17 protein-coding genes and 1 riboswitch are annotated in these 25,486 nt (G+C 71.0%); of the genes, 5 read left to right on the top strand and 12 right to left on the bottom strand.

Annotated features, from left to right (window positions below):
• Positions 1-48: 48 nt before the first annotated feature.
• From JD77_RS31335 to JD77_RS31310, 6 genes are read right to left on the bottom strand one after another with little or no spacing between them, the layout of a single operon-like run.
• Positions 49-1,530, bottom strand: coding sequence for a hypothetical protein (locus JD77_RS31335; RefSeq protein ID WP_246141385.1), 1,482 nt, complete (start codon positions 1,528-1,530; stop codon positions 49-51).
• Positions 1,527-1,793, bottom strand: coding sequence for a hypothetical protein (locus tag JD77_RS31330; protein ID WP_145777885.1), 267 nt, complete (start codon positions 1,791-1,793; stop codon positions 1,527-1,529). Before JD77_RS31330 ends, JD77_RS31335 begins: the two co-directional genes overlap by 4 nt.
• On the bottom strand, positions 1,794-2,375 hold the full coding sequence (locus tag JD77_RS33135; RefSeq protein WP_211372895.1) for a hypothetical protein: 582 nt from the start codon (positions 2,373-2,375) through the stop codon (positions 1,794-1,796).
• Positions 2,372-3,037: a GGDEF domain-containing protein gene (locus tag JD77_RS31320; RefSeq protein ID WP_145777946.1), complete on the bottom strand. Its 666-nt coding sequence runs from the start codon at positions 3,035-3,037 to the stop codon at positions 2,372-2,374. Before JD77_RS31320 ends, JD77_RS33135 begins: the two co-directional genes overlap by 4 nt.
• An 11-nt stretch (positions 3,038-3,048) precedes the next feature.
• Positions 3,049-3,564 (bottom strand): Lsr2 family DNA-binding protein, encoded by a 516-nt coding sequence (locus tag JD77_RS31315; RefSeq protein ID WP_145777884.1) that lies wholly within the window; start codon positions 3,562-3,564, stop codon positions 3,049-3,051.
• Positions 3,561-4,181 carry a sigma-70 family RNA polymerase sigma factor gene (locus JD77_RS31310; protein ID WP_246141383.1) on the bottom strand — a complete coding sequence of 207 codons (621 nt, stop codon included), beginning with the start codon at positions 4,179-4,181 and terminating at the stop codon, positions 3,561-3,563. The genes JD77_RS31315 and JD77_RS31310 overlap by 4 nt, the downstream gene beginning before the upstream one ends.
• A 241-nt stretch (positions 4,182-4,422) precedes the next feature.
• Here JD77_RS31310 and JD77_RS31305 point away from each other — a divergent pair, with 241 nt between their 5' ends.
• Both JD77_RS31305 and JD77_RS31300 read left to right on the top strand, forming a co-directional pair.
• Positions 4,423-5,265, top strand: coding sequence for a sigma factor-like helix-turn-helix DNA-binding protein (locus JD77_RS31305; RefSeq protein WP_145777883.1), 843 nt, complete (start codon positions 4,423-4,425; stop codon positions 5,263-5,265).
• Positions 5,266-5,269: 4 nt separating this feature from the next.
• The gene (locus JD77_RS31300; RefSeq protein ID WP_145777882.1) at positions 5,270-6,088 is read left to right on the top strand and encodes a hypothetical protein; all 819 of its coding nucleotides are present in this window, start codon (positions 5,270-5,272) and stop codon (positions 6,086-6,088) included.
• A 465-nt stretch (positions 6,089-6,553) separates the two neighbouring features.
• Here the strand turns inward: JD77_RS31300 and JD77_RS31295 are convergent, their stop codons facing one another.
• Positions 6,554-6,862 carry a hypothetical protein gene (locus JD77_RS31295; protein ID WP_145777878.1) on the bottom strand — a complete coding sequence of 103 codons (309 nt, stop codon included), beginning with the start codon at positions 6,860-6,862 and terminating at the stop codon, positions 6,554-6,556.
• 291 nt (positions 6,863-7,153) lie between these two features.
• Positions 7,154-7,357, top strand: a riboswitch (cobalamin riboswitch).
• Positions 7,358-7,463: 106 nt separating this feature from the next.
• Between JD77_RS31295 and metE the strand changes: the two genes are divergently transcribed.
• Positions 7,464-9,695, top strand: a complete 2,232-nt coding sequence (metE, locus tag JD77_RS31285) for a 5-methyltetrahydropteroyltriglutamate--homocysteine S-methyltransferase (RefSeq protein WP_145777880.1) — start codon at positions 7,464-7,466, stop codon at positions 9,693-9,695.
• A gap of 103 nt (positions 9,696-9,798) precedes the next feature.
• Here the strand turns inward: metE and JD77_RS33130 are convergent, their stop codons facing one another.
• The 5 genes from JD77_RS33130 to JD77_RS34560 form a co-directional block, all read right to left on the bottom strand.
• On the bottom strand, positions 9,799-9,987 hold the full coding sequence (locus JD77_RS33130; RefSeq protein ID WP_211372894.1) for a helix-turn-helix domain-containing protein: 189 nt from the start codon (positions 9,985-9,987) through the stop codon (positions 9,799-9,801).
• The gene (locus JD77_RS33125; protein WP_246141399.1) at positions 9,929-10,090 is read right to left on the bottom strand and encodes a recombinase family protein; all 162 of its coding nucleotides are present in this window, start codon (positions 10,088-10,090) and stop codon (positions 9,929-9,931) included. The genes JD77_RS33130 and JD77_RS33125 overlap by 59 nt, the downstream gene beginning before the upstream one ends.
• 229 nt (positions 10,091-10,319) lie before the next feature.
• The gene (locus tag JD77_RS31275; RefSeq protein WP_145777879.1) at positions 10,320-10,694 is read right to left on the bottom strand and encodes a hypothetical protein; all 375 of its coding nucleotides are present in this window, start codon (positions 10,692-10,694) and stop codon (positions 10,320-10,322) included.
• Between the two features lie 566 nt (positions 10,695-11,260).
• Complete coding sequence (locus JD77_RS31270) at positions 11,261-11,569, bottom strand: hypothetical protein (protein ID WP_145777878.1); 309 nt, start codon at positions 11,567-11,569, stop codon at positions 11,261-11,263.
• Positions 11,566-12,009, bottom strand: coding sequence for a hypothetical protein (locus tag JD77_RS34560; protein ID WP_246141382.1), 444 nt, complete (start codon positions 12,007-12,009; stop codon positions 11,566-11,568). Before JD77_RS34560 ends, JD77_RS31270 begins: the two co-directional genes overlap by 4 nt.
• 982 nt (positions 12,010-12,991) lie before the next feature.
• Between JD77_RS34560 and JD77_RS31260 the strand changes: the two genes are divergently transcribed.
• Both JD77_RS31260 and JD77_RS31255 read left to right on the top strand, forming a co-directional pair.
• Complete coding sequence (locus tag JD77_RS31260) at positions 12,992-14,713, top strand: IS1182 family transposase (protein ID WP_342799700.1); 1,722 nt, start codon at positions 12,992-12,994, stop codon at positions 14,711-14,713.
• Positions 14,714-14,904: 191 nt separating this feature from the next.
• Entirely contained in the window at positions 14,905-25,401 is a 10,497-nt protein-coding gene (locus JD77_RS31255; protein WP_145777877.1) for a hypothetical protein, read from the top strand.
• Positions 25,402-25,486 lie beyond the last annotated feature (85 nt).

Here is a 25,486-nt window from a genome sequence, read left to right as displayed (position 1 = left end):
TGTTGATCTTGGGTCGGCCCGGCCGGACATGACCGGGCCGGCCCCCGGTCACGCGACGCGACCGCTGGTGAGGGCGAGGACCTGGCCGACGATTTCCGCCGGTACGGCGTTGAGGACCCGGCGGATCGTGCGGTCGGAAATCTTGGTGATCTCCGCCAGCTCGGCCTGGGTGGCGTCCGGGTTTTCCGCTCGGGCGGCCAGGATGAGGGCCACGGTTTCCGGTCGGACCTTGTCCACCTCGGGCAGGTTGTCCGGCAGGGTTGCCGGAACCGAGGCGAGGGATTTCCGGGCGGCGGGCCGCACGATTTCCGGCTGGCGGCTCGTGCTGGTTTCCGCCTTCTCCTGTGCGCGGGCGAGGGCGCGGCGGGTGCGCTCCAGCTCGTTGACCAACCCGTCGCGGGCGTCGATGATCGCCTGCGCCTCCTGCTCGGCGCGGGCCCGGGCGGTGGCCTGCCGCTCGGCGAAGCGCTGGGCCTCGTCGAGCTGCGCGCGCAGCGCCCGCGCCGTCTCGTCCAGCTCGGCGGCCCGGTCGTGGGCCGCGCGGGCGTCGAGGCGAGCCTCGGCCAGGGCGTCCTGGTAGTCGCGTTCGGCCTGCTCAGCGGCCTCGGTAAGGATCCGCGCCTGCTCGGTGGCGGTCTGCTCCGCGAGGACCCGGGCGGCGGCGGCCCTGTCCGCGGCGTCGCGGGCCTCGGCGAGCCGGCCCTCGGCCAGCCGGGCCGCCTCGATCGCGGCGGCGGCCCGCTGCTCGGCGGCCTCGACGGCCTTGCGAGCCTCGGCGGCTGCCTGGGCGTGGGCGGCGATTTCCGCCTCGGTGGCAGCCTCGATTTCCGCCTGCTTTTCCGCCTGCGCCTGCGCGGCCGTTTCCGCCTCGACCGCGCGGGTTTCCGCCGCGACCCGGGCGGCGGTTTCCGCCTCGGACCGCGCCGTTTCCACCCGCGCCGTCTCTTCCGCTTCCGCCTGAGCGCGACGCGCGGCGGCCGTTTCCGCCCGTGCCGCCCGGACCTCTTCCGCCCGACGCGCGGCCTCGGCGGCGGCCTGGCGCTGCCGCTCGGCCTCGATTTCCGCGTGCTTGCGCCCGGAGTCCAGGTCACCCATGACCAACTTGGACAGGAACAGGAACGCCAGCGACGGCAGACAGGCGAGGAACTTCGCCGACCAGCCCGCGTCCTCACCGACGGCGGACAACTGCGCCGCCAGGGACAGCACCGCACCGAGCAGCAGCATCACCAGGGCGTAGGACCACAGCGGCTTGCCCTGACGAAGCCGCTTGCGCAGCGACAGTGTCGCCACCAGCGGCACCAGCTCGGAGATCACCGCGTTGACCCAGCCGAACCAGTCGCTGGTGCCCTCGGGCATCAGCTCCATGGTCCAGTCCTTCATGTGCGTGAAGGACGCCGCCAGGGCCGCGATCATGATGCCGCCGAGGATGATCAGCTTGATCCGGTCCTCGACGCGCTCCGCGCCGCCGTCGCTCGGCGGTACCGGCTCACCCTGCACGCCGGCGCTGGTGGTCTCGGTCGTGGTGGTCACTGCGGGCCTCCCGCCGTCGCCAGCCGGCCGCCGGCGAACGCGGCCGGGGTCGGCACGCGCTCATCGGCGATCAGGGCCCGCCCGGTGCCGAGCAGCTCCCGGGCGATCTCGTCCTCGGCGCAGGTCTTCTCGCACGCGCGGCCCTGCCCGTCGCGCTGGCACGTCGGCGTGCCGCACACCCGGCAGGGCAGCGACACCCCGCGCTCGTAGTGCGCCGGGCCGGTCCAGTCCAGGTGCACCTTCACCACCAGCAGCCCGGCCATTCAGCACACCTCCCCGCGGGCCTGACGGGCCGCCCGCACCCGGGCGAGCACCTCGCGGCCGTACGGGTCGAGGTCAGCCTCATCGACGTCCACCGCGAGGGGGTGCCGGCGCTCGTCAACCCAGCGGACGACCCGCCGGCCGGCGAGGACCAGCCCGACCAGGCCCACCGCGACGGCGGGGGAGTAGAGCAGCTCCGGCGGTACCGCGTCGGCATGCTCGGCGTAGCGGTGCGCGACGGCCACCGTGGCGGCGGCCGGGCCGGCGGCGACCACACCGACGACCGCGACCCGGGTCAGCCGACCCGAAGACAGGCGGCCGTCGTCATCACCCTGATCGGCCAACCGCACGATCTGCGTGACGGTCGACCAGCGGCCGTCGCGGCCCTCGCTGCTCCAGCCGGCGCCGCAGGACGGGCACGACCACCCGCCGGCCACCCGGATCAACACCATGTCGTCCAGCGGGCACAGAGCGCCGATGTCGTCCAGGCGCAGCGGCGGCGGCACCTCGAACAGCTCCCGCAGGTACGGGCCGGGCTGCGGCGGCCGACAGACCGTGGCCCGCTGCGCGTCGGTGGCGGTCACGCCGTCACCCCCAGGACGTTCGTCAGAGCGGCCATCTCCCGCAGCCGCAGCAGCGGACGCTGCTCCACCTCCGGCAGCCCGGACAGGGGGTTGTGCTCGACCAGGCCGTCGCCACCGCGCAGCTTCGCCTCGTAGGCGGCGGCATCGGCTGCGGCCATCACCCGGGCCCGGTCCTCGCCGGTGGTCGCGTGGATCGCGCCGACGCTGGCCGTCACCGTCACCGTGACCCCGTCGGCCACCTCGATCGGTGCGGCCAGAGCGGTGATGACCTCCGCGCCCAGGTAGTGCGCCAGCGGCACCGACGACGGCGCAGCGAGCACGAACTCGTCACCACCGATCCGGGCCACCACCGCGTCGTCGACGTCGTCCAGGCAGGCCCGCAGCCGGCGGGCGATCTCCACCAGCAACCGGTCGCCGGCCGCGTGACCCCAGGTGTCGTTGACCGGCTTGAACCGGTCCAGGTCCACCAAGACCAGGTCGTAGGGCTCACCGTCCAGGTCATCGAGCGCCCGGTCCAGACCGGCGCGGTTCGCGCACCCGGTCAGCGGGTCCGTCGTCGCGCTCCGGCGGGCCTCGATCAGCCGGACCCGCTGCGACCGGGTCACCTGCGCGGCCCACACGTGACCCGCCAGCGACAGCACGGCGGCGGCCGGCAGCAGCATCTTCAACGCCTTCACCGGGTCACCTCCGACCCGGTCGCCGCCGCCCACGCCTGGACAACATTCCGCGGAATCCGGCCACGCTCGCGCACGGCGTAGCCGTTGGCCTGGGCCCACTGACGGATCGCGGCGCGGTGCGCGGCGGCCTCCGGCCCGGTGCCCATCTTCTGCCGCAGCGCGGCGAGCTCGGCGGTGAGCTTGGCCTCCTTCTCGGCCAGCTCCCGGCGCCGGGCCTCGGCGGCCTGCTCGGCCTCCAGCCGGCCGGTCAGCTCCGCGACCAGGGCGCCGATCTTCTCAGCGAGCTGGCGGGTACGGCCGGCCTCGCTGCCCTGGGCCAGGGCCAGCAACTGCTCCAGCGTCTGGCCGGTGGGGACGTCCTCGGTGGTGGCCGGCGCCATCGCGTCAGCCGGCGCGGTAATGACCCGGATGCCCATCGGCGTTCCCAGGTCGGGGACGCGCGGCGTGCCCTCCGCGGCCCGCACCAGAGCAGCCCGGTCGACACCGTTGACCTCCAACGTCGTGGTGCTCATGCCGGCATCACCGCCGTCACCGGCAGCAGCCCACGCAGCACCCGCAGCGCCTTCTGCTGGAGCGCCTTGATCGCCGCCGGGGTCTTGCCCAGCGCCTGCGCGGTCTCCTCGATCGACAGCTCTCGCAGGTACCGCAGCGTGATGCACTGCTGCTGCGCCGGGTTGAGCTGCTCGATCCCGGCGAGCAGGGCCTCACGGGTCAGCGTGGTCACGGCGACGGCCTCCGGGCTCGGCGCCTGGTCGACCGGGGCCGCGTCCCGCAGCTCGGCGACCGGCCGCTCACGCCGCTGGTGCGACCGCTGCCAGTTGATCACCAGGTTCCGGGCGATCATGGTCACCCAGGCGCCGAAGTCGCCGCCCGGCCGGCGGAAGCTGGCCAGGTTGCGCAGCGCCCGCAGGAACGTCTCCGAGGTCAGGTCCTCGGCCACCTGCCGGTCCAGAACCCGCCGGTAGACGAACCGGAAGACCTGGTCGACGTACCGGTCGTAGACCAGGCCGAACGCCTCCGCGTCACCGGCCTGCGCCCGCGCCACCAGCGCCGACACCTCGCCGGTCATCGATCCAGAAGGAGCCTGCGCCGGATCGGCCGGGGCAGGGCTTACCCTCGTTGCTGGCATCTGTGCCTCCTTGGGGTGGATGCCGTTGGGCGTCGGCGGGCCGCAATCCCGCTGGCGCCCTCTCCTTTCAGCCCCCTTTTTACGCTTGTTTAGGGGGGTGGACTAAGGACACCACAGCCCTTACCGTTGGTCAAGCCCCCTGAATCAGCCAGTCTTGATAGCCCCCTTAACCATCCGAAGCATGGCCTGTGGGCTGACCAACTACGCTCTCGTTAGCCCCCTCACCGGAGTGGAGTAAGTGGTGTCCGAGTCACAGGAAGCAGCCGCAGCGCAAGATCCGCTTGAGCGCGCGCGCCAGATCAACGCCCTCATCGATGACCACCAACTGGCCATCGCGGACCTCTCGCGCGAACGGCGTGAGGTCTTCGAGGGGCTTCTGCACAGCGGGCTGACTCAACTCCAGATCGCCGAGGCCCTGGGCATGTCCCGCTCGCGCGTCTCCCAGCTCCTGTCTGCCGGGGTCCGACCCGAGCGCGCCCTCCTCGGCACCGGACGGCTAACCGTGGCGATCGGCGGCAAGCACGAGACCGGACGGCCAGACGGGAAGCCGCTAGCGGTGCTGTCTGCTGAAGCTTTAGCCGCCTACGACCGCATTGCCGAGTTGGCGAGGTCTGTCGGCCTCAGCGCGGATCATGAGATCGTGCCGCCGCCTGGCTTGGTCAAGCTGAACCGACCGAATCTGATCGTCCTCACTAGCCCGCGGTTACTGCCGTTCGTTGGTCAGGTGCTGGAGTCCGACGAGCACCTGGGGTTCTCGGTTGACGAGCGCGGGTGGTACTTGGTCGACAAGAATGCGGGCCAGGAGTTTCGATCCCCCAGCGATAGCGGTGAGCCCGTCGACTACGCCTACATCGGCCGGCTCCCGCGCCCCGACGGCAAGGGAACGTTCTTGTACCTCGCAGGCATTCATGGCCCTGGCACTGCCGGAGCGGCGCACTACCTTGAGGGCCATCTGTCCGAGATATACCGCGAGGTACGCGGCCGGCGGTGGTCCGCGCTGATCACCTGTAGCTTCGATGCGGCTACTCGACAGATCACCTCCAGCGACCTGCTCACGCCCGTCTACCGGCATGAAGGTGCATGACCGCATGCGGGTACTCGCCGCCAGCGACCCGGGCAGCAGCGACCGGGCTAATGAGGACTGGTTCTATGCCGACGAGCACCTGGTCGCTGTGCTTGACGGCGCTACCGCCCGCACCGATACAGGCTGCCTTCATGGCGTGAGCTGGTATGCCCGCCGGCTGGGGGAGACCTCGATCGAGCTGGTGCGTGATCCGTCCACGTCCCTGTCGAACGCGCTCGCCATCGCGATCAGCCGAGTCGCCGACGAGCACCGCAGCACCTGCGATCTAGGGCACCCAGGCACGCCGTCAGCCGGTGTCGGTCTGGTGCGTTTTCAGCCTGGAGGACTCGACTACCTGGTCCTCGGAGACGTCTCGCTGGCGGTCGATCAAGGTGGCCGGTTGACCGTGATCACCGATGATCGGGTAAGCCGTACCGCCGCAGCGGAGCGGGCAGAAGCAGATCGCCATCCGATCGGTTCGCCTGGTAAAGCGGCGGCATTGCTCGCCATGAAGCACGCCGAACTAGCCGCCCGGAACGTCCCAGGCGGCTACTGGATCGCCGAGGCCGATCCGGCGGTGGTGCAGCAGGCTTTGACCGGCTTCATCCCCGTCGATGCGCAGACGAGGGTTGCGGTCCTCAGCGACGGTGCCGCTCGCGCAGTGACGCTTGGACTGCTTGATTGGCCCAACACGCTAGATCTTCTTGGCGCCCAGGGACCGACAGCGCTTATCGCGCGAGTGAGACAGGCTGAACGCCAAGATCCGTCTGCGATCCGATGGCGACGCAACAAGCAGTCCGACGACGCAACTGCCATCTACGTCGATGGGTTCTCACCCAGCTAGTAGTGCTTTGTTAGGTTCACGGCGTGTCGCGTAGCTGCCGATTGTGGTTGTCCGTTGACAGCGAAGTTGAACCGCGCTGGTCCCGATGACCAGGGGCGGTTCATCTTCGATGGCAGGGGAGTCGGTTCGCCTGCTCAGATGTGACTGGTGGGCTCGAGGCTTTGTGCCACCGAATCTGACCCCGATCGTGGTGGTAGCCGTCGCGCCGCGATCGGGTGGGCCTACGCACCAGCCGCCGCGACGAACACCAGCTCAGCGCCAGGCCAAACGGATTCCGCCGCCACCAGCGTCATCATCAACTCCAGACTCGATGACCAGGAGCGGACCATCTGTAGTGGCAGAAACTCCATCCGAACCAGATTCGATGGCAAGAAGTTCAACTTCGCTGGCAACGGCCAGTGGTTGGTGTTTGGCTTGGTGGTGTGACTCTGCGCTGTGAGCCGCTGTGAGTGGGTGGTGAGCCGGTCAGGCGGCGCGGCTGGCCTGGGTGGCGTGGGCGATCGCGCGGCGCAGCGCGGACAGGGACACGGGCCGGTCGTTCTCCAGCTCGGTGAGTCCGAGTTCGATCCACTCGCGGATGAGGGTGGATGCCTTGACGCCGGCGGCGTCGGCGGCGTCGCGGACCCGCTGGTCCAGGTCCACGGGCAGGCGCACTCCGCGCATCACCATCGGTTCGGTCTCCGCCGCCGGCGGCAGCTCGACCGGGGCGGTGTCGTCGTAGTCGACCTCGCCGCGGGCGAACGCCTCGGCCGCCCGGACCACGTCCTCGCTCATCGCGTCATCTCCCATGCCTCGAACCGCTTCAGCTCCGCCGCGTTCATCTCGCGGGCCCCGATGAACTGCTGGTCGAACTCGCCGCGGGCCCGGTGTTTGGCACTCTCTGGGGGTCGATGCGCCTTTCCATCGCGCTCTCTGCCCCTCACCGGATGCGTGCAGCCCGTCGGGCCAAGGACACGCCGACACGAGATGTTGTGTGCGGCTCCCCTGCCGTCGGCATATATGGCGTCCATCGCAGATGGTTCGGCCGTCCGGTGGGGCCGGTCGTGGCAACAGATGACGAGTTCTAGGATTGCCTGCAGTGCTGGTTCGCGCGGCCGCCAGGCCGTGCGTCGTAAGAGGGAACCCGGTGCGAGACCGGGACTGCCCCGCAGCGGTGAGTGGGAACGAAAGCCGTCATCAAGCACTGGGCGCGAGCCTGGGAAGCGACGGCCGGTAGGCGCGAGCACGACGCCCACGAGTCCGAAGACCTGCCCGCACCGCGCACACGACCGCGTGCGCCCCCGACGGCCTCTCGGGAGGGCCGGGCGGAAGGCCGTCTGGCCTTTCCCCTGCCTTCCCGTGCACGTCGGGCACCTCGAGGGAAGGGAAACACCCCGTGACATTCGGTACCAGCACCGTGCTCGGCTATCCGCGCATCGGCGGCAACCGCGAGCTGAAGAAGGCCGTCGAGGCGTACTGGGCAGGGCGCATCGACGCCGCCGCCCTGGAATCGACAGCGGCCGGCCTGCGCGGCCAGGTGTGGCAGACGCTGCGCGATGCCCGCCTCGACGCCATCCCGTCCAACACGTTCTCCTACTACGACCACGTCCTCGACACCGCCGTCGCCGTCGGCGCGGTCCCGGCCCGGTTTCGCCGGCTCGGGTTGCCCGAGCTCGACACGTACTTCGCGATGGCCCGCGGGGTTGACGCCGAGCCGGCGCTGGAGCTGACCAAGTGGTTCGCCACCAACTACCACTACCTGGTCCCGGAAATCGACGCCGACACCCAGTTCACCCCGAACCCGGCCAAGGCCCTGAGCGAGTACAGCGAGGCCCGCGCCCTTGGCATCACCACCCGGCCGGTGTTCGTCGGCCCGGCCACGTTCCTGCTGCTGGCCAAGGGCGCCGACCCGTTCGCCCGGCTGGACGACCTGGTCGAGACGTACGCCTCGTTGCTCGCGGACCTGGCGCGGGCCGGTGTGGAGTGGGTGCAGCTCGACGAGCCCGCCTACGTCGCCGACCGCACCCCGGATGAGATCGACGCGCTGCGCCGCGCCTACATCCGGCTCGGCGAGCTGGAGCAGCGGCCGCAGATCTTCGTCGCCAGCTACTTCGGCGAGCTCGGCGACGCTTTGCCCGCGCTGCTCGGCACACCGGTCGAGGCGATCGGCCTGGACCTCGTCGCCGGGCCGGGCAACCTCAGGCGGCTCAGCGGAGCCGGTCCGCTGCGCGGCAAGACGATCGTCGCCGGCCTGGTGGACGGGCACAACATCTGGCGCACCGACCTGCGCGCCGCCGCGGTCACCGGCGCCACCGTCGCCGGCCTGGCCGACCAGGTCGCCGTGTCGTCGTCGTGCTCGCTGCTGCACGTCCCGGTTGACCTGGACGCCGAGACCCGCCTCGACACCGAGCTGCGAGCGCGGCTGGCGTTCGCCCGGCAGAAGGTCGACGAGGTGGTGCTGCTCGGCCGCGCGCTGCGCGACGGTACCGCCGACCTACCCGCGCCGCTGCCGCCGATCCCGGCGGCGTGGCGGCACGACGACGTCCGCGCCCGCCTGACCGCCCTGCGCCCGGCCGACCGGCAGCGTGGCGACTACGCCGGCCGCGCCGCCCAGCAGCAGGACCGCCTGAACCTGCCGGACCTGCCGACCACCACGATCGGCTCGTTCCCGCAGACCGCCGAACTGCGCAAGGCCCGCGCCGAGCTGCGCGCCGGCAGCCTCGACCAAGCCGGTTACGCGCAGCGGATGCGCGCCGAGGTCGAGCACGTAGTCCGGCTGCAGGAGGCCCTCGGCCTCGACGTGCTGGTGCACGGCGAGCCGGAACGCAACGACATGGTGCAGTACTTCGGCGAGCAACTCGACGGGTTCGCCGCCACCGACAACGGCTGGGTCCAGTCGTACGGCTCGCGCTGCGTGCGCCCGCCGATCATCTACGGCGACGTAGCCCGCAAGGCGCCGATGACGGTCGAGTGGTCGACGTACGCGCAGTCGCTCACCAACCGGCCCGTCAAGGGCATGCTCACCGGCCCGGTCACCATCCTGGCCTGGTCGTTCGTGCGCACCGACCAACCCCTCGCGGACACCGCCGACCAGGTCGCCCTGGCCCTGCGCGACGAGTGCCGCGACCTGGAGGCCGCCGGGCTGCGGGTCATCCAGGTCGACGAGCCCGCGCTGCGCGAGACACTCCCACTGCGCCGCGAACACCAGAAGGCGTACCTGGACTGGGCGGTCGGGTCGTTCCGGCTGGCCACCAGCGGGGTCGCCGACGCTACCCAGATCCACACGCACCTGTGCTACTCGGAGTTCGGCGAGGTCATCACCGCCATCGACGCCCTCGACGCGGACGTGACCAGCATCGAGGCGTCTCGCTCGAAGATGGAGGTCCTCGACGACCTTGCCGCGATCGGTTACTCCCGCGGCGTCGGCCCGGGTGTGTGGGACATCCACTCGCCTCGGGTGCCCTCGCCCGATGAGATGGCCGAGGCGCTGCGGCGCGCCGTCGCCGCGGTCCCAGCCCGGCGGCTGTGGGTCAACCCGGACTGCGGCCTGAAGACGCGCGGGTACCCCGAGGTCGAGGCGTCGCTGCAGCACCTCGTCGCTGCCGCTGCCGCGCTACGCGCCCACTGAGTACCCGTGCCGGGCGAAGTTGCCACCTACGCCCGGCACGACGCCCTGACCGGCGAAGGTCGATCGACCTCTGTCGGTCAGGGCACTGCACTGCTCGCCTGCATCACCGTCCTGCAGCAGCCGCCCGCCCGACAGCTCGATACACCGTTGAGCGGGCCACACCGAACAGCTCCGCCAGCTCAGCGCTGGTGTGCTCCCCGGCGGCGTGCAGCGCCACGAGGTGAGCCTCCTGCCTAGGGTTCAGCTTCGGCTGCTTGCCGCGCAGCCTGCCCTTGGCCTTGGCGACCTTCATGCCCCTCCCGGGTCCGCATCCGCGCCAAGTCGGCCTCGAACTCGGCCACCATCGCCAGCGCCGTGAACAACAGCTTGCCCACCGGATCGGTCGGATCGTGCACCGAGCCGCCGAGGTTGAGCCGCACCCCGCGGGCGTTGAGCTCCTTGGCGAAGCGCCCGCGCCGGGCCGGAAGAGACTCTTTTTCTCCAACTTGCTCCGCGCGCAGCGGGGCGGCGGACCGTGGGAGCGTGGGAGGTGAGCCGCGCCGGACGGCCCGGACCGCGGCGGCGGCCGGTGTGGTCCCTGGTCGACGTCGACCACACCGGCCGGCGGACCGATGGCGTCTCCGGTTACCTGGACGGCTGGGCCATACGGCGCAGTACTTCCCGGCCGCCGACCGGGGTCAACGCGCGCAGCGTCACCGGCACGTCGAGCACGACCAGGTGCGCGTAGTGCCGGTCCGGGTCGGCGCCTTCACGGACGAGGCCGTGCAGCGCGTGCCAGGCCGGGCCTTCGTCGTCGACGGCGCGCAGGAGCGCGTCGACGGCTTCATACGCGAACGGGCCTGCCTGCCACTCAACTTCCCAGGTGATCCCACCCAGGCCCGGCCACCAGTCGAGAGAGTGGGCGCCGTTGAGTGCCTGGCTTTCGCGTAGGGCGGCCATGGTCCGCCCCAACGCCTCGTAGTAGCGGGCCGGGTCTGCCTGTCGCACCTGTTCCGTCATGGACCGTTCAACGACCTGGCGGGGGTCAGGGTGGCCCTGACCCCCCGCTAGGGCCGTTGGACAGTCATGGGGTCGGTGGCACTCATGGGGTCGCGGGTCCGTCTGAGTCGTGATGCCTGGGTGTGACGGTTGCTCCTGGGTGGGGCTGGCGGCGGGGGCCTGGTCGTGGTTGACGTCGTCGTGGAGCAGCTCGGCGGGCGTCACTGGCCAAGTGCAAGAGGTGTGTCCTGCTCGGGCAGGAACGCGCTGCGCGCGTCGACGTCGACGTCGCTCAGGGAGAGAGAAGGAGTTCCCTCCTCACGGGAGGGAGTCTGGCTTTCACGACCTGGTCGGCCGGGTCTGTCAGACGGCCGTTGACCTGCGCTGTGAGCCGTCCGGGCGGCGCCGTGGTGTGCTGCTCCGGGGTGCGCGGTGGTGAAGGCGTGGTGAAGCCCTGGCGGAAGGGTGTGGAGCGGTTCGCGGTCAGATGGTCGCCGCCGGGCCGGCCGGGGCTGTCGCGGCGGCGGGTGTGCTGACAGAACCGGCCGTGACCTGCGCTGTGAGCCGCCGTGAGCCGCTGTGAGCGGTCAGGCGGCGCGGCTGGCCTGGGTGGCGTGGGCGATCGCGCGGCGCAGCGCGGACAGGGACACGGGCCGGTCGTTCTCCAACTCGGTCAGCCCGAGTTCGATCCACTCCCGGATGAGGGTGGACGCCTTCACGCCGGCGGCGTCGGCGGCGTCGCGGACCCGCTGGTCCAGGTCCACGGGCAGGCGCACTCCGCGCATCACCATCGGTTCGGTCTCCGCCGCCGGCGGCAGCTCGACCGGGGCGGTGTCGTCGTAGTCGACCTCGCCGCGGGCGAACGCCTCGGCCGCCCGGACCACGTCCTCGCTCATCGCGTCATCTCCCATGCCTCGAACCGCTTCAGCTCCGCCGCGTTCATCTCGCGGGCCCCGATGATCTGCTGGTCGAACTTGCCCACTTTGCGGACGGCCACCACGAGGGGCCGGCCCGCCTGGGTGCGCCCCAGCACGGCGACGAACGGCAGGCCGCCGCTGGTGGCCGCCAGGGGCAGGCGCCGCCGCGCGGAGAGCACCTGGGCGACCTCGTACGGCTCGACGCCGGTGAGCGCGGCGAGTGTCCCGTGACAGGCATATCGGCCCGGCGCTGTGTCCCTGACCTGGGCGGGCTTTCTTCGATGGCAAATGATCAAGCGGCTGATTGTCATCGAAGTCGGCCCGCAGTCGTGTTGGACGGGGACAGTGTCGGTCATTCCGGCAGCGACGGCGGGACTGATCGGCTGCTCACGACGTTTGATGTTCAGGAACTGGGCCAACTCTGCTGGCATGGTCGCCAAACGGGCCGCATTGACTGTCAACGGGCCGACCTGCGTGTCACGGGACAGCGAGGGCTTCGGGAAGCCAGTCGTATCCCACGGGGTCGATGTCGTCTGCCAACGGAGTTGAGGCACGACATGCGTCCTGGCCTGCGCTGCCTCAACTCCACTGGCAGAACGCGGGGTCGGCTCCTGCCGGTGGAGTTGAGGCAAACCACTGTGCTGCTCGTCGGGCCGCCGCAGGTCACAGGCTTGAGCGGGCAACGCCGGGGCCTGGTGCCTCAGATTCATTGGCAGTGCCTCAGTTCTCTTGGCAGACGACAGTCGAGTGTAAAACGTTCGTTTGACGCGGCGCGCGGTAAGCATCAAAAGGCGCATTACGGGCACGCGGCGGGGGCTGGTTCGCACGTCTTATGGGTTCGCGGGTTCGGCCTGTCCCCGGTGCTGTGTCGGCCGATGCCGGCCGGAGGCCGCCAGCAGGCCGAGCACGGGCACGCCCAGACCGACGCGCCCTGGTGCTCGTCAACGAGCCGCGCGCGGATGTCCGAACCCGTTCGGCAACCATCAGGACCACTGCGGTGTTACCAGCCCGGGCCCGTTGCCGTCCTGGTTCCGCCCCGGCCGTGTGAGGAGCGAGGCGCCTGAGCTTGCGGAACCACCATCCCTGGCGGCCGCCCTACCCGTGGCTCTGTTGTACGGCGTGGCACCGACCACCAGGTGAGGTGGCGCACGTGTGGGCGGGGATGGCTGGTGTCGCCGGTGTCGACTACCGTCATTTTACGGTGAGGGGTGCGTGGCTCTCGGCGATCAACACTGCCGGTGGTGGTGGGCGTCGGCCGGGTGGGGCGAGGTGTGGGGGTTTTGGCCGCCGGGTGGACCCTGTTGCTGAATTCGTGACATGCCGTTGTGGATCCGGTGTGTTGGCTTGTCTGTCCTGAATGATCGTGTTGCTGGTCGGCTTTTCCCCTCTCCCGGCCGCAGGATGGTTTTGCCGATGTCGATGCGGTCGCGCCCGTTGGCGCAAGTTCCGGAGCAGACGATGCTGGTGGCCAGGGCGGCGTTTCCCAAGGGCAGTCTGGCGATGAGTGTGCGTGACCAGTTGGGTGAGGTGTTCGCTGATGAGCGGTTCGCGGCTGCTTTCGGGGTCCGGGGTGCGCCGGCGACCTCGCCGGGGGTCCTGGCTCTAGTGACGGCGTTGCAGTACGCCGAAGGGTTGACTGACCGGCAGGCGGCGCAGATGGTGGTCCGGGCCATCGACTGGAAGTACTGCCTGGGGCTGGAGCTGACCGATACCGGGTTCGACTACAGCGTGTTGAGCAAGTTCCGGGCCCGCCTCGTCGAGCACGGTCTGGAACGCGCCGCGTTCGACCTGCTCCTTCAGGTGTTGAAGGACAAGGGCCTGATCGGCGCCGGTGGCAAGGCCCGCACCGATTCCACCCACGTGATCTCAGCGGTGCGTGACCTCAACCGCCTCGAGTTGGCCGGGGAGACGGTCCGCGCCGCGGTGGAGGTCCTGGCCGTGGCCGCTGCGGGGTGGCTGGCCACGGTGATCGACATCCCCGAGTGGAACCAGCGATACGGCGCCCGCGTCGACTCCTGGCGGCTGCCGACCTCGCGGACCAAACGAGACCGGCTGGCGCAGGTTTACGGCGCCGACGCGGTGCGGCTGCTGGAAGCGGTCTGGTCGCCATCGGCCCCGGCGTGGCTGGTCGAGCTACCCGCGATCGAGACGCTACGCCGGATGCTGGTCCAGAACTACCAGATCAGCGCCGACACCCGCGGACGGCAGGTGATCAAGATGCGGCAGGCCGACGACGACGGTCTGCCGCCGGCCAGACACCGGATCACCTCCCCCTATGACCTCGACACCCGGTGGGCAGCCAAAGGCGAGGACCTGTTCTGGAACGGCTACAAGGTCCACCTCACCGAGACCTGCCACGCCGATGACGACCCGCCCGGCGCCGGCACCCCGGCTCCACCGAACCTGATCATCAACGTGGCGACCACCGGCTCGACCGTGCCCGATGTGAAGGCGACCACCCCCATCCACGCCGCCCTGGCCGCCTCGGGCCTGCTACCGGCCCGGCATTACCTCGACGCCGGCTACCCTTGCGCCGAGACGATCAACACCGCGGCCGACACGTACGGCGTCACGATGGTCACCCCCGCCTCCCGTGACACGTCCGCGCAGGCCAGGGCCGGTACCGGGTTCGCCAAGGACGCCTTCACCATCGACTGGGCCACCCGGCAGGTCACCTGCCCGCAAGGCAACACCAGCGGCAACTGGAACCCCGTCAGCCAGCACGGCACCGACGCAATCGTGATCACATTCCCCACCGGCGCCTGCCACCCCTGCCCAGCCCGAACCCAGTGCACCGCCTCCAAACGCGGCCGGCGTCACCTGACCCTGCGCCCCCAAGAGCTGCACGAAGCCCTGGCCCGTAACCGCGCCGACCAAGCCCGCAAGACCTGGCAGGACGACTACGCCCTGCGCGCCGGCGTGGAAAGCACCATCCACCAAGCCATCGCGATCACCGGCATCCGCCACGCCCGCTACCGCGGCCTACCGAAAACCCGTCTCCAACACGCATTCTCCGCAATAGCCCTGAACCTGACCAGGATCGATGCCTGGTGGAACGACCAGCCCCTCGACCGAACCAGAACAAGCCACCTCGCCCGCCTCGACTACACCCTCGCCGCCTGAACGAATTCGGCAACAGGGTCCGGGTGGGCGACGGGGTGCCGAGGTTGTCGCCGGCGAGGTGGTCGGGGCTGGGGTGGGCGGCCTGCGGGGCTGGCTGATCCGTACTGGGTGTCCTTGGTTCGGGGGCGGGGAAGGAGCGTTGCGCGTTGGTCGCCGCTGCTTTTTCGACTGTTGAGCTCAGTGAGAGTTCGTTGCGGGTTTTGGAAGGGTTCACCGGGGTGCGGGTGTCCCGGGCGGAGTTGCCGTTGTTGTGGGATGACATCGGCACGCTGGAGATGCTGGCGGGTCGGGTGCGTGCGGTGCTGGGTCCGTTGCTGGAGCAGACGGTCAGGGCGGTCCGGCAGGCGGGGGAGGGTGAGGCCTTCGACCGGTTCGTGGCGCAGACCGTTCCGTTCGTGGGGAAGATGGCCGAGACGGCCGATCTGATGCTCGCCGTGGTGGAGGCGGAGAAGAAGTTCTTCCTGGAGGCGGAGACCGGCAAGCGTACGACGGTGGCGATGTTCTCCTTCATGCAGGCCGAGTTCGCCGCCGCGGCCGCGATGTGGTTCTGGAATCCCGTGGGGGCGGCGGCGCACGTCGCCGAGGCGCGGACGATCATTCAGGTGGTCCTGCGTTCGGCGTTGGTGCGGTCGGCGGCGAGTAGCACGGCGATGCAGATGTTGTTCATGCCGGGTTCTGCGCTGCTGGCCGAGGTGTCGATGATGACCGATGGTTTGCAGTCGGGGGTGAACTGGTCGGCGGTCGGTAAGCAGGCGGCGTACGCGGGGGCGGTGGCGTTCCTGAGCACGGTGGGCGGGCCGGCGTTGGGCAAGGCCGCTGGCGCTGTCGCCGGCGCGGTCAGCAAGCTCGGCCTGTCGGACACGACCAAGATGCTGTTGACCGATCTGCTGACGCGGCCGGTGTTGGAGACCGGCACGGAGGGAATCTTCGGTATCGGTGCCAGCCTGATGGTCGACGGGTACTACGACCCCGGCAATCTCGGTGCGGATCTTCTGTCCGGGGCGCTGTCGGGGGCGGGCGGGGCGGCCGCGAGCGGCCTCGGGATCGTCGTGAGTCGCGCCGTGATGCAGCCCCGGGTGCAGATGCCTCGCCCCGACTTCACGTGGGATGGTAGGCCGGTCCTGCCGGTGGGGACGACACCGGTGGGTGGGGACATGTCCACGGGGTACGAGGCTGGGGTCGACGACCCGAAGGCTGCGGTGACCGGCGGGCAGGCCCCGCCGTCCACCCCGCCGCCGCTGCCGGCTTCGAACCTGCCCACGTCGAAGCTGGACCTGCCCACGCCGCGCCTGGACCTGTCGGTGCCGTCGTGGTCGGTGCCGAGCCTGTCGGTGCCGGCCGCGCCTGCGCCGCAGTGGGTCGTGGCAGCCGGTGGGCCGGTGGTCGAGCGGTGGCAACAGTTCCAGCAGGATCTGGTGGACCGCTACGGTGGGCTGCTGGCCGGGGTGGCTCAGGCGGGCAAGAGCATGGCCGCGCTCGCCGTACCCATCGAGCGGGTTTTCGCCGGGTGGGTCGACGCCCGGCAGGGTGAGCCGACTGTTGCGGCTTTCCTGTCCGCGGTCGGTCTGCCGGGTACCGCGCTCACCGAGGGGTATCTGACGGGTGTCCGGGAGCGAGCGGTGGCCCGGATGGCCGAGGCGTTGGCATCCGCGGGTGAGCAGTTCCCGGCCGAGGTGCGGGCGCAGCAGGTTGTCGCCGCGCTGCCGGCGGCGTTCGACCTGGAGGCGTTGCGCGCGATCGCGCACCTGGCCGTCCAACACCACATCGACCAGCACCTCGCCGCCGGCCTACCGACGGCCGCTGGCACGTCGTGGGCCGTTGGCACGCCGACAGGTGCCGGCGTGCCGGCAGGTGCCGGGGCGGCGGTGCCGTCCGCCGCCGCGATCGAGGCGGTCAAGAGCGCCGTGCGGGACCGGGTGGACCGAAGCCTCAATGCGATCCTCGGTACCTCCGCACCCGTGCTGCCCGCTGTGGTGGCCGGTCCCGACGCCGCGCAGGTGAGCGCCGTGGCGAACGTGGTCCGGCAGGCGGTCACCGACCTGCCCGCCCGTTTCTCGGCCGCGGCCATCCCCGGCGCCACCGCACCGGCCGCCAACTGGGCTACCGTCGACGTTCCAGAAAGCGGGCGCGCCGGCGCGCCGACCGTGCCGATAACGCCCGAGCAGCACACCGCAGCAGCGACCAGCCAGGCAGTAGAGCAGTTTACCGGCCTGGCCCACCAGTACGGCGTAAAGCCGGCCCGCCACGACCCCCTCGCCGAATCCTTCCAACGGGACTGGGTCAACGGATACCACCAGGTCCTCACCCAGACCGCCGGCAGCGCCACCCCCGGCACCCCCGGCACGCCCGGCACGGCTGGGACGCCGGAGGCGGCCAGCGCCCGTAGCACGGTGCCGGCTGGCGCTGCCTCCCGCGCCGATGACACGCCGATCCACCACAACGCCAGCGACAGTGACAGCGACAGTGGCATGTCTGTTTCCAGCGACGACGTGTTCAGCAACCTCGACACCAGCGACACAATGTCGATCAGTGACGTGTCTTCGCCGGACGAGTCGCTTGGTGGGGTGCCCGGTAAGCACGGTCTCAGCGACGCGGCTTCGTCGCGGGATGAACCGGTCAGTGGCGACCCCGGCAGACACGGCGAGCCTGCTGTCGCGGCAACCGGGCAGGCCGTTGCGGCAACCGGGCAGGCCGTCGGGATGTTCGAGTCCGGGCAGCGGGTCGCTAACTGGGCCGCTGCGGAGCAGGCACGTCCCGGCAGCGGTGACCTGTGGTGGTGCGTGGCGGCCACGCTCGATGTGTTCCACACCGTGTACAAGCGGCTGGGCAACCGGGCGGTGTTCGACGACCGGATCATCGGGCCGGACGGCCGGCTCGCGCCCACCATGGGCTGGCCGCAACTGATGGAGATCCTCGACACGGTACCCGAGCGTGTCGCCCCCCACCCGGACGGGGTCGCGGGAGGGGACGTGCTGGCCGCGTTGCGGGCGGCGCCGGGGTCGATGGTGGTGGTCAGGGCCGCGCCACCGAACGAACCGCAGCACGTGTTCGCCCTCCACAGCCAGCCGCAGGATTCCGGGCCGCCGAGGATCCAGGTGCGGGACCCTCTGCTGCCCGGCGCCGCCGACCGGCCCGAGCCGGACGACCCGATACGTGATCCGTGGCTGCGACACCTGTTCGCATCCAGCACCCGGGTGGCCGCGTTCGACGGAGACGGGCGGCCCGCCACCATCACCGATCTCCTCGGCCAGGCCGCCCGCCACCCGCGGCCGACAACCACGACCGGCACCGACACCAGCGCGTTCCTGCTCGCCTCCACCAGCACACCACGCGGCCCGTCCCACGCCATGCGGGCAGACACCACCGCCCCCGACCCGGCCGACTCCCCCCACTCCGATCCACTGGTGGACCCGGCCGATCTGCTCTATCTGCTTGTTGAGGCCGTGGGCACGGAACCCGACCCCGAGCCGCAACCGATGGATCCGCGCAAGGACGACCCGTCTGGTACCGGCCCGGCGTCCGGTGATCAGGAATTCCAGAACGTACGGGACCCGGATCTTGACGGGATGAATCTGGACACACCACACCTCGACGGCGCGTGGGGGCCGCCGCGGAACACCGGACAGGTCGAGTCCCCGGACGGGGTGAGCGATCCGGGTCAGCCCCAACAAGCACCATTGCCGGACCCTCCCGCGGGCAGCCAGTGGGTGCTCAACCAGGAGGAGGCCCGGACGCTGTTCGACCAGCACGCCAAAAACATCGCCACCACACCACAGCACCGGGGTGATCTGCAGGAGTTGTGGAACGCCCTGATCGACTGTATGGACAACAACGGGACCATCACCGCCAGCCAGCCAGCCCTCGCCAAGGCGACAAAGGCAGTGAAGTTGACGGTGCGTGACCGGATCGGGGTATTGCTCCGCAGTGGTCTGCTGCAGCTGGTCCAGGAAAGTCACGGTCCCTGGGCAACGCGGTACAGGGTGAGCGATCCGGGCCAGCCCCAGCAAGCACCTTTGCCGGAGCCTCCTGCGGGCAGCAAGTGGGTGCTCGACCAGGATGAGGCCCGGACGCTGTTCGCCCGGCACGTCGACCACATCGGCACCACAACACGGCAGCGGGATGGTCTGCGGCGGTTGTGGGACGCCCTGATCGACGGTATGGACAACGACGGGAAAATCACCGCCAGCCAGGAAGACCTCGCCAAGGCGACAGACGCACACCAGACGACGGTGCGTGGCCGGATCGAGGTATTGCTCGACAGTGGTCTGCTGCAGCTGGTCCAGAAAGGTCACGCTCGCGGGGCGGCGGCGCAGTACAGGGTGAGCGATCCGGGTCAGCCACGCGGCCCGTCCCACGCCATGCGGGCAGACACCACCGCCCCCGACCCGGCCGACTCCCCGGTTCGCCGCCGAGACCGGACGGCTCGTCGAGGCGTGGGCCGACCCCGCCGCCGAGGAGGGCGTGTCGCCCGGCATGGGGCTGCCGCAGCGGACACCGGACAGGTCGAGTTCCCGTACGGGGTGAGCAACCCGGGTCAGCCCCAGCAAGCACCGTTGCCGGACCCTCCCGCGGGCAGCCAGTGGGTGCTCGACAAGTCGGACGCCCTGACGCTGTTCGCCCAGCACGCCAGAAACATGCCCACCACAACTCAGCGGCAGCAGGATGGTCTGCGAAAGTTGTGGGACGCCCTGATCCACCTTATGGACGAGGCCGGGATCATCACCGCCAGCCGGGAAATCCTCGCCAAGGCGACAACCCCCTCCACGGCGCCGAAGACGGTGGAGCACCGGATCGGGGTATTGCTCCGCAGTGGTCTGCTGCGGCTGGTCCGGGAAGGTCACGGTGGCGTGGCGGCGCGGTACGCGGTGAGCGCTCCGGGTCAGCCCCAGCAAGCATCGGTGCCGGGCCCTGCCCTCGGACCGGACCGCCCGCAGGGTGAGGACCTGTCCTGGCTGGACCACGGGGCTACGGTGCCGATGCCCGGGCCGGCACCTGCCCCGCCGGCGGGCACGGGTCTGCCAGGGCTGCCCGGGCCGTTTGACGACCCGGACGCCCCCACCGCGTCGTCCTGGCCGGCGGGGTGGGCGGAACCGGGGTGGCCGGTACCCGGCATGGGCGTGACCGACGGGCACGGTGCGGCGATCTCCACCGACTTCGACCAGCCGCGCATCGACGATCAGGCCAGCGACGGCGGGAACCTCGGCGACTGGGCCAGCGACGGCGGGAACCTCGGCGACTGGGCCACCTACCAGGGGCCGGACATGGACTGGCAGCCATCCCTCGCGTCCTGGCCAGCGGTGACCCGCACCGACGCCGGCACTGTCCACGCCGGCGACACCCTCCATCACCCGGCCGACGAGCCACCCACCACGCCCGCCTCGCCGCACCCCGACCAACCCCAACCCACTGCGGGCGGCCAGCGGGTGCGCGACCCGGGCGAGGCCCGGGCGCTGTTCGACCAGCACGCCGGCCACATCGCCACCACAACACGGCAGCGGGAACCGCTGCGGAAATTGTGGAACGCCTTGATCGACCGGATGGACGACAACGGGATCATCACCGCCAGCCCGTCAGACCTCGCCGAGGCGACATCCACACCGCGGCAGACGGTGCATGACCGGATCGGGGTATTGCGCGACCGTGGTCTGCTGCAGCGGGTCCAGGGAGGTCGCGGTCGCGGGGCGGCGCGGTACGGGGTGAGCGATCCGGGTCCGCCCCGGCAAGCACCGATGCCGGCCCCTCCCGAGGGCACCCGGTGGCTGCGCGACCCGGGCGAGGCCCGAGTCCTGTTCGACCAGCACGCCGGCCACATCGCCACCACAACACCGCAGCGGGTACAGCTGCGGCAGTTGTGGCACGCCCTGATCGACCGGATGGACGACAACGGGATCATCACCGCCAGCGTGTCAGACCTCGCCGAGGCGACATCCGCACAGCAGTCGACGGTGCATGCCCGGATCGGGGTATTGCTGCGCGACCGTGGTCTGCTGCAGCGGGTCCAGGGAGGTCACGCTGGCGTGGCGGCGCGGTACGCGGTGAGCAATCCGGGTCAGCCCCGGCAAGCACCACTGCCGGGCCCTGCCCTCGGACCGGACCGCCCGCAGGGTGAGGACCTGTCCTGGCTGGACCACGGGGCTACGGTGCCGATGCCCGGGCCGGCACCTGCCTCGCCAGCGGGCACGGGTCTGCCAGGGCTGCCCGGGCCGTTTGACGACCCGGACGCCCCCACCGCGTCGTCCTGGCCGGCGGGGTGGGCGGAACCGGGGTGGCCGGTACCCGGCATGGGCGTGACCGACGGGCACGGTGCGGCGATCTCCACCGACTTCGACCAGCCGCGCATCGACGATCAGGCCAGCGACGGCGGGAACCTCGGCGACTGGGCCAGCGACGGCAGGAACCTCGGCGACTGGGCCACCTACCAGGGGCCGGACATGGACTGGCAGCCATCCCTCGCGTCCTGGCCAGCGGTGACCCGCACCGACGCCGGCACCCTCCATCACCCAGCCGGCGAGCCACCCACCACGCCCGCCTCGCCGCACCCCGACCAACCCCAACCCCAACCCCAACCCGCTGCGGGCAGCCGGCGGGTGCGCGACCCGGGCGAGGCCCGGGCGCTGTTCGACCAGCACGCCGGCCACATCGCCACCACAACACCGCGGCGGGAACAGCTGCGGCAGTTGTGGAACGCCCTGATCGACCGGATGGACGACAACGGGATCATCACCGCCAGCGAGCCAGACCTCGTCGAGGCGACATCCACACCGCGGCCGACGGTGCATCACCGGATCGGGGTATTGCGCGACCGTGGTCTGCTGCAGCTGGTCCAGGAAAGTCGCGGTCGCGTGGCGGCGCGGTACGGGGTGAGCGATCCGGGTCCGCCCCGGCAAGCACCACTGCCAGCCCCTCCCGAGGGCAGCCAGTGGCTGCGCGACCCGGGCGAGGCCCGAGTCCTGTTCGACCAGCACGCCGGCCACATCGCCACCACAACACCGCAGCGGGAACCGCTGCGGCAGTTGTGGAACGCCCTGATCGACCGAATGGACGACAACGGGATCATCACCGCCAGCGAGCCAGACCTCGCCAAGGCGACATCCACACCGCGGCCGACGGTGCATCACCGGATCGGGGCATTGCTGCGCGACAGTGGTCTGCTGCAGCTGGTCCAGGAAGGTCACGCTGGCGGGGCGGCGCGGTACGGGGTGAGCGATCCGGGTCCGCCCCGGCAAGCACCACTGCCAGCCCCTCCCGAAGGCAGCCAGTGGCTGCGCGACCCGGGCGAGGCCCGAGTCCTGTTCGACCAGCACGCCGGCCACATCGCCACCACAACACCGCAGCGGGAACCGCTGCGGCAGTTGTGGAACGCCCTGATCGACCGGATGGACGACAACGGGATCATCACCGCCAGCCTGTCAGACCTCGCCGAGGCGACATCCACACCGCGGCCGACGGTGCATCGCCGGATCGGGGTATTGCGCGACCGTGGTCTGCTGCAGCTGGTCCAGGGAGGTCGCGGTGGCGGGGCGGCGCGGTACGGGGTGAGCGATCCGGGTCAGCCCCGGCAAGCACCGCTGCCGGGCCCTGCCCTCGGACCGGACCGCCTGGACCACGGGGGGACGTCGCCGATGCCCGGGCCGGCACCTGCCCCGCCGGCAGGCACGGGCATGCCTGGGCTGCCCGGGCCGTTCGACCCGGACGCCCCCACCGCGTCGTCCTGGCCGGCGGGGTGGGCGGAACCGGCGGGGCCGGTACCCGGCATTGATGTGACCGCCCACGGTGCTGCGATCTCCACCGACTTCGACCAGCCGGGCATCGACGATCAGGCCAGCGACGGCGGGAACCTCGGCGACTGGGCCACCTACCAGGGGCCGGACATGGACTGGCAGCCATCCCTCGCGTCCTGGCCAGCGGTGACCCGCACCGACGCCGGCACTGTCCACGCCGGCGACACCCTCCATCACCCGGCCGACGAGCCACCCACCACGCCCGCCTCGCCGCACCCCGACCAACCCCAACCCACTGCGGGCGGCCAGCGGGTGCGCGACCCGGGCGAGGCCCGGGCGCTGTTCGACCAGCACGCCGGCCACATCGCCACCACAACACGGCAGCGGGAACCGCTGCGGAAATTGTGGAACGCCTTGATCGACCGGATGGACGACAACGGGATCATCACCGCCAGCCCGTCAGACCTCGCCGAGGCGACATCCACACCGCGGCAGACGGTGCATGACCGGATCGGGGTATTGCGCGACCGTGGTCTGCTGCAGCGGGTCCAGGGAGGTCGCGGTCGCGGGGCGGCGCGGTACGGGGTGAGCGATCCGGGTCCGCCCCGGCAAGCACCGATGCCGGCCCCTCCCGAGGGCACCCGGTGGCTGCGCGACCCGGGCGAGGCCCGAGTCCTGTTCGACCAGCACGCCGGCCACATCGCCACCACAACACCGCAGCGGGTACAGCTGCGGCAGTTGTGGCACGCCCTGATCGACCGGATGGACGACAACGGGATCATCACCGCCAGCGTGTCAGACCTCGCCGAGGCGACATCCGCACAGCAGTCGACGGTGCATGCCCGGATCGGGGTATTGCTGCGCGACCGTGGTCTGCTGCAGCGGGTCCAGGGAGGTCACGCTGGCGTGGCGGCGCGGTACGCGGTGAGCAATCCGGGTCAGCCCCGGCAAGCACCACTGCCGGGCCCTGCCCTCGGACCGGACCGCCCGCAGGGTGAGGACCTGTCCTGGCTGGACCACGGGGCTACGGTGCCGATGCCCGGGCCGGCACCTGCCTCGCCAGCGGGCACGGGTCTGCCAGGGCTGCCCGGGCCGTTTGACGACCCGGACGCCCCCACCGCGTCGTCCTGGCCGGCGGGGTGGGCGGAACCGGGGTGGCCGGTACCCGGCATGGGCGTGACCGACGGGCACGGTGCGGCGATCTCCACCGACTTCGACCAGCCGCGCATCGACGATCAGGCCAGCGACGGCGGGAACCTCGGCGACTGGGCCAGCGACGGCGGGAACCTCGGCGACTGGGCCACCTACCAGGGGCCGGACATGGACTGGCAGCCATCCCTCGCGTCCTGGCCAGCGGTGACCCGCACCGACGCCGGCACTGTCCACGCCGGCGACACCCTCCATCACCCGGCCGACGAGCCACCCACCACGCCCGCCTCGCCGCACCCCGACCAACCCCAACCCACTGCGGGCGGCCAGCGGGTGCGCGACCCGGGCGAGGCCCGGGCGCTGTTCGACCAGCACGCCGGCCACATCGCCACCACAACACGGCAGCGGGAACCGCTGCGGAAATTGTGGAACGCCTTGATCGACCGGATGGACGACAACGGGATCATCACCGCCAGCCCGTCAGACCTCGCCGAGGCGACATCCACACCGCGGCAGACGGTGCATGACCGGATCGGGGTATTGCGCGACCGTGGTCTGCTGCAGCTGGTCCAGGAAGCACACGGTCACGGGGCGGCGCGGTACGGGGTGAGCGATCCGGGTCCGCCCCGGCAAGCACCACTGCCGGCCCCTCCCGAGGGCACCCGGTGGCTGCGCGACCCGGGCGACGCCCGGGCGCTGTTCGACCAGCACGCCGGCCACATCGCCACCACAACACGGCAGCGGGACCGGCTGCGGCAGTTGTGGAACGCCTTGATCGACCGGATGGACGACAACGGGATCATCACCGCCAGCCTGTCAGACCTCGCCGAGGCGACATCCACACGGCAGCCGACGGTGCGTGACCGGATCGGGGTATTGCGCGACCGTGGTCTGCTGCAGCTGGTCCAGGAAGCACACGGTCACGGGGCGGCGCGGTACGGGGTGAGCGATCCGGGTCCGCCCCGGCAAGCACCACTGCCGGCCCCTCCCGAGGGCACCCGGTGGCTGCGCGACCCGGGCGAGGCCCGAGTCCTGTTCGACCAGCACGCCGGCCACATCGCCACCACAACACGGCAGCGGGAACCGCTGCGGCAGTTGTGGAACGCCCTGATCGACCGAATGGACGACAACGGGATCATCACCGCCAGCGAGCCAGACCTCGCCGAGGCGACATCCACACCGCAGCAGACGGTGCATGCCCGGATCGGGGTATTGCGCGGCAGTGGTCTGCTGCAGCTGGTCCAGGAAAGGCACGGTCGCGTGGCGGCGCGGTACGGGGTGAGCGCTCCGGTTCAGCCCCGGCAAGCACCACTGCCGGGCCCTGCCCTCGGACCGGACCGCCCGCAGGGTGAGGACCTGTCCTGGCTGAACCACGGGGCTACGGTGCCGATGCCCGGGCCGGCACCTGCCCCGCCAGCGGGCACGGGTCTGCCAGGGCTGCCCGGGCCGTTCGACCCGGACGCCCCCACCGCGTCGTCCTGGCCGGCGGGGTGGGCGGAACCGGGGTGGCCGGTACCCGGCATGGGCGTGACCGACGGGCACGGTGCGGCGATCTCCACCGACTTCGACCAGCCGGGCATCGACGATCAGGCCAGCGACGGCGGGTACCTCGGCGACTGGGCCACCTACGAGGTGGACCCAGCCGGTTCGCTCGATGTGGACCCGGCCGATCTGCTCTATCTGCTTGCGGCCGTGGGCACGGAACCCGACCCCGAGCCGCAACCGATGGATCCGCCCCGGCCGCAGGCCCCGCCCGGCCCGACATCGTGGTCGCAGCCCAGCGGCGACCAGCCCAGCCAGTCCCCCGGGACTCAGTAGTTCCCGCCGGGACCGGGCGTGCAGGACTCGGCACCTCAGATCGCGCGGCCTGCCGGTCCGGGCGGCTGACCGCCCCGGCATGCCT

The organism is Micromonospora olivasterospora (genome assembly GCF_007830265.1).
In the GTDB taxonomy this organism is placed as follows: domain Bacteria; phylum Actinomycetota; class Actinomycetes; order Mycobacteriales; family Micromonosporaceae; genus Micromonospora; species Micromonospora olivasterospora.
This window is presented reverse-complemented; position numbering and strand designations above follow the sequence as displayed.

Excerpts from the sequence above, each read along its gene's own strand:
- JD77_RS31300 (WP_145777882.1), top strand. The coding sequence starts at position 5,270 with ATGCGGGTACTCGCCGCCAGCGACCCGGGCAGCAGCGACCGGGCTAAT.
- JD77_RS31270 (WP_145777878.1), bottom strand. The coding sequence starts at position 11,569 with ATGAGCGAGGACGTGGTCCGGGCGGCCGAGGCGTTCGCCCGCGGCGAG.
- JD77_RS33130 (WP_211372894.1), bottom strand. The coding sequence starts at position 9,987 with ATGAAGGTCGCCAAGGCCAAGGGCAGGCTGCGCGGCAAGCAGCCGAAG.
- JD77_RS31310 (WP_246141383.1), bottom strand. The coding sequence starts at position 4,181 with ATGCCAGCAACGAGGGTAAGCCCTGCCCCGGCCGATCCGGCGCAGGCT.
- JD77_RS31275 (WP_145777879.1), bottom strand. The coding sequence starts at position 10,694 with ATGACGGAACAGGTGCGACAGGCAGACCCGGCCCGCTACTACGAGGCG.
- JD77_RS31320 (WP_145777946.1), bottom strand. The coding sequence starts at position 3,037 with ATGCTGCTGCCGGCCGCCGCCGTGCTGTCGCTGGCGGGTCACGTGTGG.
- JD77_RS31260 (WP_342799700.1), top strand. The coding sequence starts at position 12,992 with ATGGTTTTGCCGATGTCGATGCGGTCGCGCCCGTTGGCGCAAGTTCCG.
- JD77_RS31295 (WP_145777878.1), bottom strand. The coding sequence starts at position 6,862 with ATGAGCGAGGACGTGGTCCGGGCGGCCGAGGCGTTCGCCCGCGGCGAG.
- JD77_RS31330 (WP_145777885.1), bottom strand. The coding sequence starts at position 1,793 with ATGGCCGGGCTGCTGGTGGTGAAGGTGCACCTGGACTGGACCGGCCCG.
- JD77_RS31315 (WP_145777884.1), bottom strand. The coding sequence starts at position 3,564 with ATGAGCACCACGACGTTGGAGGTCAACGGTGTCGACCGGGCTGCTCTG.